Origin of the sequence: Yersinia sp. 2545 StPb PI, from assembly GCF_052217125.1 — a bacterium.
In the GTDB taxonomy this organism is placed as follows: domain Bacteria; phylum Pseudomonadota; class Gammaproteobacteria; order Enterobacterales; family Enterobacteriaceae; genus Yersinia; species Yersinia enterocolitica_E.
In genome coordinates, this window is record NZ_JAZGPY010000001.1 from 3,591,961 (window position 1) to 3,606,710 (window position 14,750).

The window sequence follows — 14,750 nt, forward strand, 5'->3', positions numbered from 1 at the left end:
TTACTCCGGGAAGTTGATTGAAACTACGGGTTCGGTAGTGCCATCTGGCATGGCGATCGTGACATCCATACCGTCTAATCTGTCGGCATTAATGGGATAGAAGTCTTCCGGCCCCTGGTAATACTCGATATCCAGTTCCATCAATAATTGAGCCATATGCCCTTCACCACCCGAATCCAGAGCAATGGTTGAACGGACTCGGGCAAACTGCTGTATCTGACGAGTGAGGTCATAACTGTTTATCACCGCCCGCTCAATTTGTTCTCGCAACCGTTCGAGCGCCAGCTCTGCCTTATTCGCCCCATCATTCACATTTTCGCCGTCAAGCTCCTGCAATCGCCCAGTGATACGCACGGTGGTAATGGTGTTGAACTGCGGGGCGTTGCGGCCTAATGACTGTTTTTCCTCGATAAGGGTTTGCACCAAGATAACCGGATACAACTCCTCAGTGGTTGGCCAGTCACGCGGGGAGTAGACGCGGTTTCCCGCATCTGTATTTCCGATAATGGCATCAACAACCAGTTGCCTGACTTGCGCTGTATTCATGATCTTGTCCGATTAAGAATGAGTTTGCTGCCGCCGTGACTGTCTGGCTGAACATCTGCTACAACAAACAAGGTATTGACCGGCTCATTAGCAACGATGCCAATAAATACCCGGTCCCCCTGTTTAGGTGGTGAACGAAACTCACTGTCTCTTACCCCTAAAACGGGATTGGTGGTGTTAATGGTGCTACCGTCATCCAGCGTATCAATGGTGGTATAAGCCCGATCAAAGATGCCGCTGATGGTATAAGTTGGCTTACCACCATCAGGCCGGTAATCAACCGGGTCACCAAATACCGCTTGTAGGGGTGCAAGAAGATGCTGATCCCAGTTGATACCCATCAGCCACCTCGATTTATCTTCACACCATCATCGACGGTTATTGAGGGGCCAATAGTGCTAGCTGCCTGCTGCCGTAAGGATTTCACATCAGCAACCACGCCCAGGCTAATCAGTCGTTCAGCATCATCATGTAGCAGGAATAAACGGCTATTCTCCGCATAAGTTTTCCCGCTATGGCGCAGAGTCTGGCCTTTTACGACAACAACCTCCAACTCGTCAGATTCGTCAGCAGAATCATCATCCCCCATCTCACTCTCTGCTGAGTTTTCATGAACATCAGATTCAGAAAGAACTTTTTCATCATTCTGTTCCTGTTGGGTATCAGCCGCGAACTCGGGCGGCAAGCCGCCCAGTTCGTTGATGCTGGCTTGCTGCTTGCTCGGTGTTTTTGTTGCCATATCACACCACCGTCGCACAGAGTGAGGCATTAACCCGGCTTGGGATCACCAACGGGGCAGATTGCATCATCAAATAACGCTGGGCGGGGTTAGGCATAACCCATGATTTAGGTGCGAACGCCAAAGGCCCATAATTAAACGCGGGGTCAAGAATGACACCAAAGGCGCGAGTACCCATTAGATCAGCACCTGACATCAATACGGCACCATCGGGGATCATCGGCTTTTCAATGCCATCAACGGGATCAACGAACCAGTCGTTATACAACCACAAATCAAAGTTGCCCCAGCGACCTTTATAGACTGCGCCTTTATTGATTCGCGGACCGGCATCGACCTGATTACCAAACGGACTCAATGCTGGGAATGTAATAGCATTGTCCTTAATGGTGGTATCCAGACGGAACGCTTTCCATGAAGTGGTCGTAAATACCAGGTCAGTGGCCACCGCCCCAGACTCTTTCAACATCAATGTTTGCCAGTCTTCAATATCATCTGATGGCTGGGTATTTGTCGTGCCTGCGGGAACAGATAAAGGCCATTTATCTGACCCACTCAGCGTAATCGTCAGAGAACTTGAGCGGCCAAAGTCAATCTCAGCCGTTTCAAACCCTTCCCCCACGACCATGATTTTTGCTTTAGTCAGTGCACTGGCCGCCATCCATTCCATACGACGGTTGATCATGTCAACTTGATCTTCCATTTCAAATTGAATATTGAGCATCTCACGTTCAGTCGCGGTGAACTCCCCCCCAATACGTTCACCCATTTGACGTCGGATTGGTTTGCGCAGATCTGGAACCCGCACATCTTTAATGTAAGCAGGCTTAAAGGTATTGGTCTGATATTTTCGGCTTTCAACCAAATGACCGGCGACTAACGGCGAGACAAAAGGCGCCAGACGGCGCTTACCGATGTCCACATCAATTGAAACCTCTTCAGTCTCATAGGTAACGATGTTGGGAAAGAAGCGATCCAATAGCCAGTTTTGGCTAGTTTTTAGGTTAGGAACAACCTGAACCAACGCGTTGGTATCAAAAATATTCATGTAGTGTCTCTTTTGATTTTCTGGCAGCCAGAGCCGCCAGACAAAGATTGAGGACGAGTAAGCCCCTACCAGGTGAATGGCATTGGGTGCAAAGTAAGGAATTTAGGTTTTAGACTGGAGCCTGGATACTGTCTTCGAGGAAGATTGAGTAGGTCCGTAGATCGGTTTTTAATTCAGCCAGCGTCCATGAAGCATCATGAATAATGCGGTTTTGATTGAATTGCCCCATCAAATAAACGCCTCCGCGCTGAGATGTTGTTGTCGTATCCACATCATCAACGAGGATGGCGACCGGAACCTCACTGCCATCGGTGGCGGTCTTAACAGACTTGACGTACTCACCTGATGCCGTAATTTTACCCAACACTGTGCCCCGCAAATGTATCGCAGCCGCCTGAGCAATAACGCCAGTATCAGTGACCAGTTGTAATGTCCCAGAGACTAACTGGTCTGGCATAAACAACGATGAGCGCATGCCCGGTTGAAATGCATTTTGTCCAAAGTTATCCATTATTTTTTACCTTTTGCAGAGTCATAGAGGCTGGTCATCTTATTGACCAGTGACGCGCCTTTTGATGCGGCAGCGGTGTCTTGTCCGGGCTGTGCATTACCGTGGGCTTGCATCCGCTCATCCAAAGAACGTTTACGAGGGGCTAATGCAGGTGAAGTAGCTGCGGTGGAGGCAAGAACACGGATCACAGCGGCAGAACTCATGCCGGAATTAAGCGCCAGAGAAACAGCTAAATCTCCGCGCCCGGTAGCATGTTTACTGCCAAAGATACGCGCACAGCGCTGGCGTTCAGCACTGCGGCCTTTTTTGACGTTACGGTCTTCGTTATCATCATCACCATCATCGTCACTCCCTTCATCCGCATCAGCATCATCGCTGTCGTCTTCTGCGTTAGGGTCTTTTTCATCCTGATCATCAGGGCTATTGTCGTCGTCATTCTCTTCGGCATCAGGGTCTTTTTCATCCTCTTCAGCCTGACGACCCTTGGCTTTTTTGGCCTTGTTCTTATCGTCTTCGGTCTCTTCTGTTGCTTTGGCACCCAAGCCAAACAGGTGTGTAAAACCTTTAATTTTCGCCATTACTTTTCTCCAACCAATGTTAATAAATCGCGGAATGCGACATCAGGCGGGGCAACTTGATCAGCCAGCCCCAACTGCACACCATCAGCCGCTAAGAAACATGCCGCCTCAGTGTCTCTGATGGTTCTCTCTGCTATCCCGCGATTGCGGGAAACGGTATTCACGAACAAGCGGCCCATCTCGTCAACATCAGACTGAATGGACTTCTTTGCCTCTTCGCTTAATGCTTCGTAGGGATTTGATTCGGCTTTTCTGCTGCCAAAAGTGATTATCGTGACCTGTACCCCATCGCTTTTTATGCGCTGCGACCAGTCAACATGCATCACGATGACGCCGATAGAACCAACCCCGCCGGTGCGAGGAACGATAATCCGATCCGCTGCACTGGCCAGCGCATAAGCAGCCGAATAAGCATTTTCGGACAGGATTGACCAAATGGGTTTAGCGCCTCGGGCGGCATAAATTTCATCGACCAAATCAAAACAACCGGCGACTTCACCGCCCGGTGAATCGATATCAAAACAAATGCCCTTCACCGCATCATCATTCATTGCTGTCAGAAAGCTGGCCCGAATACCGTCATAGCCTGTCATGCCGCTATAAGGTCGCAGGGTGCCTAACTTTTGCACCAACGTGCCCTGAATCGGAATGACCGCCACGCCCTCGATAACGTCATAGCCACAATCACGACCCTTGCGTGAAAAGAAATCATCCTCTTCGTCGGCCCAATCGGCATTAGACTGAATGCGCGTCAGACCGAACCGGTCAGTCAATGCCGCCATAACGACTTCAGCCTTGTGCGGATGAAGTGCCAGCGGGGTGTTAAAGAGCCGCTGGGCTAAATGTGGAAGATTCACTGTGCCTCCGGTTTTTGTTGTTGATCAGGTGCAAAGGTGTCAGCTTGCAGCCATGTAGGGATAGGCAACCCACGCTCAATGTATGCCTCACGTTCTCGCTGGCGCTGATCCAGCAGTTCTTCCCAGTCTTCACCCACGTTCTCAGCGGCTTCCATTTCGAGAGTAGACAATCCAGCTTCCATCCCGAGAATAGCCCCTTTCTTCTCAGCCACAGGATCAACCCAACCACGACCGGGCCCCATCCACTGAGCACGGCAATATGCCGCCTTAGCGGTGAGAAAATCAGGCGCGCCCGCAGGTAAGGGAACCTCACCTAAATCATGCAATTCTTCGATAAAACACGACAATATTGGCTGGGCGAAACCTGTAGCAAAATCATCGCGCCGGCGGGTCAGGGTTTTCCAAGCTTCCAACATGGCGGAACGGGCTGAGCTGTAGTTAACATCTGACCAGTCTTGTGTCAGTTGCTGGGTAGAAATTCCCAATGATGCGGCGATGTTACGTAACGCCGCGCTTTCAAAAGCCACAAAGTTACTGGTTGGTCGAACCGCGTTAAGGGTGGTCATCTCCTCACCGGGTGCCAGTATCGGAATACGTGCGCCACTCTGTAGTGACAGGCGTTTTTCATCGTGATACTCACGGCGCATGTCTTGATAACGGTTAACTTCCTCACCCGTATCAAGGGCTTCCGCCACTAAACTCGGGTCATAAGGTGATGTGATAAAGGCGGCAAAAATGGAGTTCAGGATTGACGACTGCAACTCAACCTCATCGTACTTAATCAGCATTTTAAGACGCTGAACGATGGGGGTGAAAATACTGATACCCCGATGCTGGGAGGCCCGGTCACTATCAAAATCATGGATGACGATTGGGCGGCCCCAGTCAGTTTCACGCGGGATACGCTCCCAGGTCATGGTTTCTTTACCGCTCCACCAGTCGCCCATGTGAGCTTTTCGGATGTGATAAGCAATAGGCACCCCATCCTCATCAATCTCTACCCCACCACGAATATTCGGCATGTCGAAATTTTGCTGAGGGTTGCTTAATCTATCCGGGTCAATTATCTGCATGGTCGTGGCATACTGCGCACGCCCATAGCCAAGACGGTCAGGTCGATATTGCATAACGCAGAGCGCATCACCGTCAGTCAGTTTGTGGCGAAAACCAAGCCGTAGTAGTTGGGCGACTGTTTTCTTCCTTTCCACATCACAATACCGGTTCGGATCATTCGCCCACGTTCGCCAGCCTGATTCAATGGCCCGTCCATATTCATCAGCCCATTTCGCGTCAAATTTAGGGTTCCCGGTCATCAGTGCCAAAGTCCGGTAATCAACCTTGGCAAGCGGCCGGAAAGACGCACCAACGGCATTATCCAAAATGCGGGTAACGCTGCCCGAGGCCCAACCATCGTTACGTACCATGTCGCGAACGCGGGCAACAACCTGATCGCGGGAGGTATTGATTTCGTTATCCGGTGACCACAAGGACGGCTGCCAATTGGCCATAGAATCACTGAATGAATCAGCAGCGTCATACGGAACCCCTCGGGAACCACTCAACATCGATGCCCTTGATTTGGATGGCGGCAAGGGGCTACCGTCAGGACCTAAAATCCTTACTGGGTTTTTCATCAGTAACGAAACCTTATCGCCCTGCGTGGACGCTTAACGATGCCTAGCTGAGCCTGAAGAAACTGAATTAACCCCATGAGTATCCCAATATCTGTTTGCTGATAGGTAACCGATCGGGTGCCATCCCCTTGCGCATAGGAGAACGAAACGCCCTTCGCGCCGGACGATAATTCGATATAGGCTTGCTGCGCTCGGTTTAATGCCTCTTCTAATTGGGCGCGACTCATCGCACCGGCCAGTAGGCTAGTGTTTGCATTGAACATGGATATCCTTACGCCAGCCTTCTGGCTCTACTTTTGGGTGTAGTGGGTTGTGACTCTGGAATAATGACGCCCGGAAAACGCAAGTTGGGCTTGTCTTCTGTAACGTCCGAAGGAGGCAGTAATTTTTCAGGATGACTTAAAAGGCTGTCAGCATATTGGTTAAGATTTAATCCAAAATGCAGCAACCCTTTCAATGCTGCATAGCTGTATACCCGGCAATCTAATGCCTCATTTGCGCGCCCAGGCAATAATTCCCAAACACGATAACGTTGCCCGCCCGCCGTTTTAACAACGGAGCGCTCTGCAAGTAATTGGCTAAAATAGTGTAAATCACGCTCAACTGGGTAGTGCATATACCCAGCAGAAGGGATGCCAGCCGCCGGTTGCTCCATGTGAAGGCGGGAACGAATGGCGTCTTTTGCAGCATTAACACCCAGTATAATGGGCTTGAATTGAGACTTTGACCGAGAAGATGGTCGCTTTGTTGGCCAGATGGGTGAACGCTTACCGCCTCTTGCCGACTCGCCTTTTATCGCCCATATCCGCCGTCCAATGCGCTCTTTGGAAAACTCATACACTTTCTGTGTATGATGCCCGCCTGAGTCGTGACAGGCAGCCATAATCGTAAAACCTCGCCCGTCCGCTCTCCGCCATGTCTGCTTCAGGTAAGCATCAAGCCGCCGCCAGGGTTCGTCAGTTTCTAAATCCCCCTCAATAACGTCATAAGCGATAGACCAGCTTTCTTCATTCCGGCCCCAGCCCACCACCTCAATCTCAAGTCGTCCGTCTTGTGTATCGATACCGGCGGTGACGACGGCAACACCATCAGGGACTTCAGCGGAATAAACCTCACAACGTTCTGCTAAGCTTTTTTCACTGAGCGCCTTTTCACCGCGATCTTCATAGGGTTCACCCAAGACAAGGTTAATAAATGTCTGGCGCATCAAAGGGTCGTATTTTACCCGCAACCACTCGGCAACCAGATACTTCCATGCCGCGTTAGGGAAGAGACTGTATCCCGCCCAAATATGAAAACCCGCATGCCCTTTAAAGGGCATAGTTGCCTGCCACCTTCCCGCTTTCACCATTCCGGCTTTATCGTTGTGATGGATCACACAACCGTTATGGCGGCAAACATAATAGGCGGTATCGGGTAATCCATTACCGTCAGAGTCTTTATCCCACTTAATTCCGTAAGGCGTTGTTGGCCCACCCCATTCCAGCGTTTGGAACTCACCACAGTGAGGGCATGGAACATAATATTTACGCTGATCACTTTCAGCATAAGCCTTCTCAATGCGGCTAATTCCTTTAACCGTCGGGGTTGAGCCTAATATTATTTTTCTATTCCAGAATGTCTCTGAACGCTTGGTACCCAATGCTATCTGGTCACCATCAACACCGGCCCCCGCTATCGGATACCCATCAACTTCATCAAAAGCAATAATTCGACAAGTTATACGACGGAATCCACCAGGGCTGTTTGCCCCTACCAGCGTTAAATTAGAACCGTTGAGAAACTGCTTTTTAAGGATGGTCTGGTTACTGCTTTTGGCTTTCGGATCACCGGATATCTCAGCGAGAACAGGGGTATCCCTAAGCATGGGAGAAATTTCAGTCTTACTGTAATCCTCCGCATCTTCAACGCGGGGTTGCACAACTAAAATGGGTGAAGGGTCATGTACCAGGTAATAGCCGATAACATGATCCAAAATCTTGGTGTAACCCACTCGGGCAGATTTCATGACGGACACCTGAGTAACCAGTGGGTCAGTTACTGCATCCATAATGCCATCCTGATAAGCAAAAGAGCGAAATCGTCCAGTCTGTGCACTGGTCTCTTTTGACAATACCGCATGCTTATTGGCCCACTCACTCAATGATAGAGGTTCGGGTGGCTTTACGTTCTTGCGTCGTTGATGCAGTTCCGTGGAGAAGTTTTGCCAAGCGGCTGGGTCAACTGCTCTCTCCGTTGTTATTGTTATCAAGGCTTAGCTCCTCCATTGCCTCGTAAACCACTTCTTGCAGTGCTTCAACAAACTCCGCATCGTTAGTGGTTGAGGCCAGCACCCGCAAGCGGGGACCATGTTCGGGAGCGATGGCAATCAGGCGGGTACGCATGCGTGAATATTCGCTACCTACCGCCTCAATCATCTCTTTGTAAGGAAGTACCTGACCTGATTTAATGTCATATTCCAACCGCGTGAGCAGCGCCAGAAAGTTTTCTTTCATTTCTCTGGCTTCATCGATTGTCATCTCGACACCGCTTTCAGCAATCATTTTCTTCACAACGTCTGCGGGAGAATCCACCGGATCTTTATCAGGTCTGTTACCTTTGGCTCTGTTACCCGTCTTGTTACCTGCTTTGTTACCCTGCGTGTTACCTGCAACTTTTTTTTCTGGTCGGGTAACAGTTTTCCGAAAGCGCTCAATGTTGGCATTTGATGCCTCGACATCAATGTCATCACCCGCTAAAACCAGCCACCCACGCGCCTTCCACGCCGTAACCGTCTTTCGACTGACATTGTGAAGTTTGGCAAAATCTGACTGGTTCATGTGTTACCTCAGTTGTTACCTGTTACCCAAATTTCAAAAGTTGATAGCTAGACGCAGAACGGGGCGCGCAATGCCCGTACATTACAAAGGTCTCAGGAGGGACCCATTTTTTATAGATGATAATGATTGTCATACAGGCTCATAATGATTCCGGTTTTGAGCTGAAAGGATAGTCAGTTGCTACCTGCTTATCAGCGCCTCGGCTAATAACGTGTTAATTAAGCGCCTTATCTATCTCACCTAACACATGCAGCGCTTCATTGAGATAATCCTCTGTTCGCCTGACTGCGGTGTGAGTGCGGCCAATTTGATTTGACGAGACAGGACGGGTGTCAGCAAAATCCCCACCTAATGAAGTGCCAGTAATACGATCAAGCAATGTGGCAACAGTCTGAGCTAGCTTCAATGATAATTCTTCAGTGCGAATTGCCCGAGAATGTAAATCAGACAATCGACCCGGTAAGCAATCAAGCGCAGTAAAAGCACTCCCTACAGCTTGAGCTAATTCAATGGCGCGCTGTTCTACATCGCCTTGCTTATACAGAATGGGATAGGGTTGTTTTCCTGTTAACTCACTGGCCAATAGCTGCTGTAGCGTTTCCTGAGCAGCGTTTAAGTATGCAGCCTGAAGCACCGTGCCACCTGTTTCGCATGTTATTTGTGCATTCTTAATTGTGCCGTTATTCACTGTGATACCTCATCTATTTAGCCGTCTTCAATGCCTGCTCGATTGCCAGGCTTAACGCACCAGGCATTAAAGCCTGTGCCATTGCATTCGCTCGGTCGAAGTATCCAAGCGTTGGTTTAACTGCCAATGCGTCACCAAACTGAATCAGCAGCTTAGGTGCTTTTTGTTTCTCTCTGGCGCGATGCACCCCGTTAGGAGAGCGCTTCTGACGCTTCTTAACCTTTTTGCTTTTCTTCCCTTTCTTACGCTGGAAGAAACCACTAACGCCATTCACCTCACCTACAAACACATTTTCTTTAGCTTTGAGCTGCTGCGTTTTATTACGGGCTAAGTTTCCGAACTTATTAAGCTTTATGTTTTTAGGGTTAAGCAGCGCCTGACCATTGAGTTTGTGCTGGCCGCCGAACTCGAACGGTTCGAGATAACTGGCAGCAATATCACGCACAAATACTTTGGCCTGTAATCGGTCTTTGCGGGCACCAAACGAGCCAACAGAATTAACAGTGAAAGGGGTCGGATTATCAAGATTGCGCTGCATACCCACCTTCTGAGCGGCTGCAATCTGGCGAGCAACACTTGTTAGCGCCTGAGCAGCAGCAAAAGGGAGCTGTTTTTTAATCTGCTGGAGCTGATTAGATAAATCCTTAAGAGTTGCCATGGTCTATCCCTAAATAGAAAAACCACCGACTTATAAGGCCAGTGGCTTAGGTTGTGCATTATCGATGGCACTCAATGAATGCCACCTGTAATGCTACTTTACTGAGGTAATGTCCAATTCTGAGCTGGCAGGCCAGCACATGTAGCCATCGTCACCGGCTTGTCCAGCCCTGCGGTCGTCAGGCACTTATTTGATGCCATATTACGGACATCCGTACCAATACCTTGAAGGGCTGTCCACTGTTGCTTCTTATCCTGAAAATCACAGACGGCCATGACCGGTGTTTTGCCACCTGCATCAGACAGGCATTGACCGCTTTTCAGTACGATGTAACGAACAGTACTTTTTTCAGGGCTGACTTTCTCTGCGCTCTCACAAGCTAACAGTGCCGGCTTTCCCTGTGCATTCTCAGACAAGCAGTTACGACCATTGGCAATGTTAAGGTGACCAGACACGACATCAGTAGTGACAGTGATAACTTTTGCATCCTGAATGTCACTCTCTGAAGCGGCTACAGCAGAAAATGATGATGCAACGGCAATAAGTAATACAGCTAAACGAACGTTCATATTTCAATCCTTATGATTTAATTAACCTGTTAATTATTAATGAATTATTATTAATAATAAGTAGTTGTACTGTTTTTTTATACAGTTAAATAATGGCCTTATCAAGGCTTTATTTATAAATTATCAACGCCGTTTAGATACTGTTAAGCTGTGTGCACTGCTAGAAATTTGTGCATCAATGCCACCTACTCGAATTTACTACCATTGATTATTCGGCGGTCGTCAGTGACAACCTTTTGCAGCGCTGTGACCTTCTCGACTAACTTATCGGCTCGTTCAGCGATTGAAATAAGAAACCCGACATCTGCGTCTGAAAATCCGCAGTCTCTGGCTGCATCAGTGAGCTGTCCACTGGCGGGAGTAACGGGCATATCCCCAACTGAAGTGGCGAGACACTCGAAACGCTTTTGCAGCTTGATATTGCCAGCACGGTAAGCAGCAATAGTGCCTTTTGCTTTTTTCTCAGCATCTACTACCCCTTGTTGATATGCCTTTAATCCGGCCGATTGTGCAGCCTGAAGTTGGGCCTCTTTATCGGTGGCACTCTTTTTGGCGGCTAGCTCTGCCGTTAGGTCAGCTTTATCGCGCTTAGTCCACTTGAGAGACCATTCCGAATCTTTACTATCGCTACCCCACCAGTACCCGCCGCCGACTAAAATTGAAATCACCAGTAAGACGGCTATCAATCTCAATAGGGTTTCTTTCATGCGGGTATCTCAATGTGAGGGGCATCCAAGAACTTTGCTGGCTTGTCATTCGGGTTATCTGTCCAGGTGATACCGAAACGCAACTTAACACCCAACTCTTTACCAGCGCGGTGCATGGCATCCAATACCGGCAACCAGCATTTATAATCATTCCAGTTGGCACCAGTAGGGAGCAGGTCAACCGCATTGCCGGAGATATGACGGCTATTCATGGTCTGACTTTTACCAGTGGCCACCAGCTCTTTTTGCCGTTCTACCGTGCGGACACCTTCAATAACGCCGAAATCAACAGCCGAAAGCTCAAGGGCGCGGCGAACCACTCTAACCAAGTCAGCATTAACGCCTTTGAGGTTCCCCTCACTCCGCTGGCTGAATCTGAAATTACTTGTCATTACCCTTCCCTTCTTCAATCGGCCGGCCCGTTACTTTCCACTTGAACAAGCTGGATAAATAATCCGTGCCGAGATAACCAATAATTACGCTTGAAAGGTATGCGAGGTCGGTCGATAACCCGAAGAAATTAAGTAGGTCACGCACCGCAAAAGCTATCGCAGCACACATCAGTGCATCCAAAAAACATCTACGCCATGGCTTCTCGTTATACCGGCCACGTAACCAGGCGATAATCCCAGCGATCCCGCCATAGCCCAACTCGGGACGATGTGCGGCTATCCATCGGGTAATGATGTCCATAAGGTCAGGGTTGTTATGCATTTTCATATCTCCCCCTCCCATACGGGCTGGGCGTGTAGTGGAAATAAAAAAGGCCCACCGAAGTGAGCCTTAAAATTGGTATGCGCGAATGTAGAATGCAAAAAGCCCAAGGCGTTAACCTCGGGCTTCTAATTTTACCGACCTCTCAGCCAGAACGGTTGGAGTTCCAGACCTAAGTCGAAGTGACCAACTCGGCGGTATCTGTGAGTTAGGGGCCGCCGCTTATTCCCTAACTCACCGCTCTTTCGCTTTTTGCTCCCGAGCCTACATGAAATATACACTTTCATTACTTATTTTCAAGTAAAAATGAAAATAAATTTATGCGGCAGACTTTATTAGCTCTAACTCGGCCCTTAAATCATCTTGCAGAACCATATACACCTTCGCATCAAATAAACTAATGCACCATCTAACTCGATCTGCGCACTGTTTGTTAGTCAACCAGGGTGAAACTTGGTATTGCATATAATTTGCGAGATCTTGCACAGGGTTCCTGTCAACATAGTACTTACAGGCGATCACATATATTGGATTGTCGGTTTTAAAAGCTTTAAGAATGGCCTTCTCGACGAAATCAGCTTCATCCTCATCGTTGGCGCGCTGTAACATGTCGCTGATAGTTCGTTTAGGCCATAAAATCGACTGAGCTTTAGTAAGCAACTCAATCCCCTGATACCCAAGCTTTCGCAAGTCCTCAAGCGTTCGGGTAAATCTATCCGTATCTTCAACACTCCATCCAGATATGAATCTCCATATCCCGACCCCATCCACTCCCCCACCGTAACCACTACCGCCAAATTCCTCGGCCCATACGCAAAGGATCGCTTTAATCCATCGCTCCTGCATTGGTGTAAGTTTTTTGTATTTACCCAAATAACTCTTTCTGGGTGCCTTTGCCAGTTCCTGCCATGCGGTTGGTTTCACGCTGCCTCCTGAGTTTCTTTAAGCCGCTTCAATTCCAGCCGGTAGTAATCACGAATACCTTTCAACTCTTCGACGGTGTAACTCCGGCGTTCGTGGTTATTCTCGATAGCCTCAACGGTTTCAATGCCAATACGCTTGATCAGCTCGACACGGTACGGAACGATATTCCCGCTCTTGTGCTGGTTGCATACTGAACATTGTTTGTGGATTTGTCGGGGGTCGAATCTGAATTGAGGTGCTGCTGCGGTTGTTCTGTAGTGCCCAGCGTCCCACTGTACTGCTGAAGTATTGCCACATGATACGCAGGGTAGGTTTGAATCTCGTGCTCTTACAAAGGCGTTGACGGCTTGCTGTGCTTGCTTAGTCCAATATGCTTTTGGCTTGGCGTTTATCTTCCTAACTTTAAGTTCTTTTCTTTCCTCCTTTTCTTTCTGTCGCCTTCGCTGTTCAGATTTTCTTAACGCATCATCATGAGCTTTTTTCGCCAACTGCTTTATGTGCACATCTTTGTGCTTTTCGCAGCACCACCACTCGTATATCGCGGCTGGCTTAAACCTCTCGTTGCATACTTTACAATTCCGGCTCTTTGGGAGTTTGGTTATCATTCCCGGCCTCCTTCGCTGCTTTATCAATGCATTTCTGATGAGCGTAGGTTTCACCCTTGTTAAGCATCAGGAAGCAGAAGATACATATTGATTGGGGGAGTTCAGGCATGGCGACCGCCTTTGTTGAATTTCTTCTCGCACTTATTCAACCAGTCGCGCAGGTTTACTTGAACAACCTCAGATTGAGGCTGCCCATGGTATTTGGCTCTAACTCTCCGACACCCAACGTTGAGGATTATGCCAAATATCCAGAAAATGAATGGGTAAACAACAATCCCGAATAATCCGGCAAGCATGATCAGTATCGATAGCGGCACCTCGCGAACCTCAATATCGGGAAAGTCCAATATATGGTCTCGCAGGGTTGACCAGATATCGCCGTATCTGGCGGCGGCGTATGACATGCAATCAATGATATTGAAGTCATAACCAGCGGCGGCGGCCCATGTTGGCCTATCGAGAAAGTGCTTAAGCGTTAACATCGCGTTCTCCTTACTCTGTCGAATTTTGCTTGCAGCAAAACGCATATGTGGTCATATGTGGGTATTTCGCTGGCGGGGATTGGGGGTTTAGGCTTGGTTCTGGAGGTCTTGCGGAATATCAGGTTGTCTATGGCTATCTGGGTTGGGCTACGTCGCGTCATCGGCGCTGCCTCCAGGGCTTTCTCCCTTTCTGTCGCCATGGTTCGGTTGGTGCTGGCTTGCGGGCCGCTATCACATCTTGCTGTTTTATTTCAGCAGCGAACATTCCACAATCCTGAAGTGCTTTAACAAATGCCCTGCCAACCTTAATTAGTTCGAATTCAAAGTGTTCAATCTCTTTCATTTTCGCCACCATTTCCATAAACGGAAGATAGACACCCCGATAACTAAAATGGGCCACAGGATTGCCAATGGCAGCGCCCATGCTGAACTTATATTTTCCTCTTCATCCAGCTTGCAGGAGAAATAACCCATTGAGTAAATTCCAATGATGCTATAAAAAGCTATTGCATCCATCATGTGCGCCCTCCTGATTTGCACAGGAAAAGCCAATAGGGCCATGTAATGCCAATGCAAAATGCCCTTGCATACCCCGAAACTGTTTCTTTACTGCCTTGAATTTCATGAGCCCATTCAGATACAACGCCAGCCATCCAGAAATAAGCTGCGAC

General features: G+C 48.7%; 22 protein-coding genes. 1 reads left to right on the forward strand and 21 read right to left on the reverse strand.

The features are described from left to right. The 20 genes from V1955_RS16785 to V1955_RS16880 form a co-directional block, all read right to left on the reverse strand. Entirely contained in the window at positions 1-546 is a 546-nt protein-coding gene (locus V1955_RS16785) for an ATP-binding protein (RefSeq protein WP_442821180.1), read from the reverse strand. Further along, positions 543-887 carry a head-tail joining protein gene (locus V1955_RS16790; protein WP_226720283.1) on the reverse strand — a complete coding sequence of 115 codons (345 nt, stop codon included), beginning with the start codon at positions 885-887 and terminating at the stop codon, positions 543-545. Before V1955_RS16790 ends, V1955_RS16785 begins: the two co-directional genes overlap by 4 nt. Beyond that, entirely contained in the window at positions 887-1,285 is a 399-nt protein-coding gene (locus tag V1955_RS16795; RefSeq protein WP_442821181.1) for a hypothetical protein, read from the reverse strand. Before V1955_RS16795 ends, V1955_RS16790 begins: the two co-directional genes overlap by 1 nt. 1 nt (position 1,286) lies before the next feature. Beyond that, positions 1,287-2,333 carry a major capsid protein gene (locus tag V1955_RS16800; RefSeq protein WP_442821182.1) on the reverse strand — a complete coding sequence of 349 codons (1,047 nt, stop codon included), beginning with the start codon at positions 2,331-2,333 and terminating at the stop codon, positions 1,287-1,289. 109 nt (positions 2,334-2,442) lie between these two features. Beyond that, the gene (locus tag V1955_RS16805) at positions 2,443-2,844 is read right to left on the reverse strand and encodes a head decoration protein (protein ID WP_050097012.1); all 402 of its coding nucleotides are present in this window, start codon (positions 2,842-2,844) and stop codon (positions 2,443-2,445) included. Further along, the gene (locus tag V1955_RS16810) at positions 2,844-3,422 is read right to left on the reverse strand and encodes a DNA primase (protein WP_420072071.1); all 579 of its coding nucleotides are present in this window, start codon (positions 3,420-3,422) and stop codon (positions 2,844-2,846) included. The genes V1955_RS16805 and V1955_RS16810 overlap by 1 nt, the downstream gene beginning before the upstream one ends. After that, positions 3,422-4,279, reverse strand: coding sequence for a S49 family peptidase (locus V1955_RS16815; RefSeq protein ID WP_420072072.1), 858 nt, complete (start codon positions 4,277-4,279; stop codon positions 3,422-3,424). Before V1955_RS16815 ends, V1955_RS16810 begins: the two co-directional genes overlap by 1 nt. Continuing rightward, complete coding sequence (locus tag V1955_RS16820) at positions 4,276-5,913, reverse strand: phage portal protein (RefSeq protein ID WP_420072073.1); 1,638 nt, start codon at positions 5,911-5,913, stop codon at positions 4,276-4,278. Before V1955_RS16820 ends, V1955_RS16815 begins: the two co-directional genes overlap by 4 nt. Continuing rightward, on the reverse strand, positions 5,913-6,176 hold the full coding sequence (gpW, locus tag V1955_RS16825; RefSeq protein WP_420072074.1) for a gpW family head-tail joining protein: 264 nt from the start codon (positions 6,174-6,176) through the stop codon (positions 5,913-5,915). The genes V1955_RS16820 and gpW overlap by 1 nt, the downstream gene beginning before the upstream one ends. A gap of 8 nt (positions 6,177-6,184) precedes the next feature. Next, entirely contained in the window at positions 6,185-8,164 is a 1,980-nt protein-coding gene (locus V1955_RS16830; protein ID WP_420072075.1) for a phage terminase large subunit family protein, read from the reverse strand. Beyond that, on the reverse strand, positions 8,133-8,732 hold the full coding sequence (locus tag V1955_RS16835) for an RNA polymerase subunit sigma-70 (RefSeq protein WP_420072076.1): 600 nt from the start codon (positions 8,730-8,732) through the stop codon (positions 8,133-8,135). The genes V1955_RS16830 and V1955_RS16835 overlap by 32 nt, the downstream gene beginning before the upstream one ends. Positions 8,733-8,946: 214 nt before the next feature. Continuing rightward, on the reverse strand, positions 8,947-9,420 hold the full coding sequence (locus V1955_RS16840; protein WP_420072077.1) for a hypothetical protein: 474 nt from the start codon (positions 9,418-9,420) through the stop codon (positions 8,947-8,949). A 13-nt stretch (positions 9,421-9,433) separates the two neighbouring features. Continuing rightward, entirely contained in the window at positions 9,434-10,078 is a 645-nt protein-coding gene (locus V1955_RS16845; RefSeq protein ID WP_420072078.1) for a hypothetical protein, read from the reverse strand. Positions 10,079-10,176: 98 nt separating this feature from the next. Then, positions 10,177-10,647, reverse strand: a complete 471-nt coding sequence (locus V1955_RS16850) for a ricin-type beta-trefoil lectin domain protein (RefSeq protein WP_442821183.1) — start codon at positions 10,645-10,647, stop codon at positions 10,177-10,179. 185 nt (positions 10,648-10,832) lie between these two features. After that, on the reverse strand, positions 10,833-11,354 hold the full coding sequence (locus V1955_RS16855; RefSeq protein ID WP_442821184.1) for a DUF2514 family protein: 522 nt from the start codon (positions 11,352-11,354) through the stop codon (positions 10,833-10,835). Further along, positions 11,351-11,746: a M15 family metallopeptidase gene (locus V1955_RS16860; protein ID WP_442821185.1), complete on the reverse strand. Its 396-nt coding sequence runs from the start codon at positions 11,744-11,746 to the stop codon at positions 11,351-11,353. Before V1955_RS16860 ends, V1955_RS16855 begins: the two co-directional genes overlap by 4 nt. Beyond that, positions 11,736-12,074 (reverse strand): phage holin, lambda family, encoded by a 339-nt coding sequence (locus tag V1955_RS16865; protein WP_442820990.1) that lies wholly within the window; start codon positions 12,072-12,074, stop codon positions 11,736-11,738. The genes V1955_RS16860 and V1955_RS16865 overlap by 11 nt, the downstream gene beginning before the upstream one ends. Before the next feature lie 312 nt (positions 12,075-12,386). Continuing rightward, entirely contained in the window at positions 12,387-12,992 is a 606-nt protein-coding gene (locus V1955_RS16870) for a hypothetical protein (protein ID WP_042562423.1), read from the reverse strand. Further along, positions 12,989-13,597, reverse strand: coding sequence for a recombination protein NinG (locus tag V1955_RS16875; RefSeq protein WP_442821186.1), 609 nt, complete (start codon positions 13,595-13,597; stop codon positions 12,989-12,991). Before V1955_RS16875 ends, V1955_RS16870 begins: the two co-directional genes overlap by 4 nt. A gap of 101 nt (positions 13,598-13,698) precedes the next feature. After that, on the reverse strand, positions 13,699-14,079 hold the full coding sequence (locus tag V1955_RS16880) for a hypothetical protein (RefSeq protein ID WP_442821187.1): 381 nt from the start codon (positions 14,077-14,079) through the stop codon (positions 13,699-13,701). 45 nt (positions 14,080-14,124) lie between these two features. Here V1955_RS16880 and V1955_RS16885 point away from each other — a divergent pair, with 45 nt between their 5' ends. Then, positions 14,125-14,367, forward strand: coding sequence for a hypothetical protein (locus tag V1955_RS16885; protein WP_442821188.1), 243 nt, complete (start codon positions 14,125-14,127; stop codon positions 14,365-14,367). A 51-nt stretch (positions 14,368-14,418) separates the two neighbouring features. Here V1955_RS16885 and V1955_RS16890 read toward each other — a convergent pair whose 3' ends face one another. Further along, positions 14,419-14,598: a hypothetical protein gene (locus V1955_RS16890; RefSeq protein ID WP_442821189.1), complete on the reverse strand. Its 180-nt coding sequence runs from the start codon at positions 14,596-14,598 to the stop codon at positions 14,419-14,421. Between the last annotated feature and the right edge of the window lie 152 nt (positions 14,599-14,750).

Excerpts from the sequence above, each read along its gene's own strand:
- V1955_RS16785 (WP_442821180.1), bottom strand. The coding sequence starts at position 546 with ATGAATACAGCGCAAGTCAGGCAACTGGTTGTTGATGCCATTATCGGA.
- V1955_RS16790 (WP_226720283.1), bottom strand. The coding sequence starts at position 887 with ATGGGTATCAACTGGGATCAGCATCTTCTTGCACCCCTACAAGCGGTA.
- V1955_RS16795 (WP_442821181.1), bottom strand. The coding sequence starts at position 1,285 with ATGGCAACAAAAACACCGAGCAAGCAGCAAGCCAGCATCAACGAACTG.
- V1955_RS16800 (WP_442821182.1), bottom strand. The coding sequence starts at position 2,333 with ATGAATATTTTTGATACCAACGCGTTGGTTCAGGTTGTTCCTAACCTA.
- V1955_RS16805 (WP_050097012.1), bottom strand. The coding sequence starts at position 2,844 with ATGGATAACTTTGGACAAAATGCATTTCAACCGGGCATGCGCTCATCG.
- V1955_RS16810 (WP_420072071.1), bottom strand. The coding sequence starts at position 3,422 with ATGGCGAAAATTAAAGGTTTTACACACCTGTTTGGCTTGGGTGCCAAA.
- V1955_RS16820 (WP_420072073.1), bottom strand. The coding sequence starts at position 5,913 with ATGAAAAACCCAGTAAGGATTTTAGGTCCTGACGGTAGCCCCTTGCCG.
- gpW (WP_420072074.1), bottom strand. The coding sequence starts at position 6,176 with ATGTTCAATGCAAACACTAGCCTACTGGCCGGTGCGATGAGTCGCGCC.
- V1955_RS16835 (WP_420072076.1), bottom strand. The coding sequence starts at position 8,732 with ATGAACCAGTCAGATTTTGCCAAACTTCACAATGTCAGTCGAAAGACG.
- V1955_RS16845 (WP_420072078.1), bottom strand. The coding sequence starts at position 10,078 with ATGGCAACTCTTAAGGATTTATCTAATCAGCTCCAGCAGATTAAAAAA.
- V1955_RS16850 (WP_442821183.1), bottom strand. The coding sequence starts at position 10,647 with ATGAACGTTCGTTTAGCTGTATTACTTATTGCCGTTGCATCATCATTT.
- V1955_RS16855 (WP_442821184.1), bottom strand. The coding sequence starts at position 11,354 with ATGAAAGAAACCCTATTGAGATTGATAGCCGTCTTACTGGTGATTTCA.
- V1955_RS16860 (WP_442821185.1), bottom strand. The coding sequence starts at position 11,746 with ATGACAAGTAATTTCAGATTCAGCCAGCGGAGTGAGGGGAACCTCAAA.
- V1955_RS16865 (WP_442820990.1), bottom strand. The coding sequence starts at position 12,074 with ATGAAAATGCATAACAACCCTGACCTTATGGACATCATTACCCGATGG.
- V1955_RS16875 (WP_442821186.1), bottom strand. The coding sequence starts at position 13,597 with ATGATAACCAAACTCCCAAAGAGCCGGAATTGTAAAGTATGCAACGAG.
- V1955_RS16880 (WP_442821187.1), bottom strand. The coding sequence starts at position 14,079 with ATGTTAACGCTTAAGCACTTTCTCGATAGGCCAACATGGGCCGCCGCC.
- V1955_RS16885 (WP_442821188.1), top strand. The coding sequence starts at position 14,125 with ATGTGGTCATATGTGGGTATTTCGCTGGCGGGGATTGGGGGTTTAGGC.
- V1955_RS16890 (WP_442821189.1), bottom strand. The coding sequence starts at position 14,598 with ATGATGGATGCAATAGCTTTTTATAGCATCATTGGAATTTACTCAATG.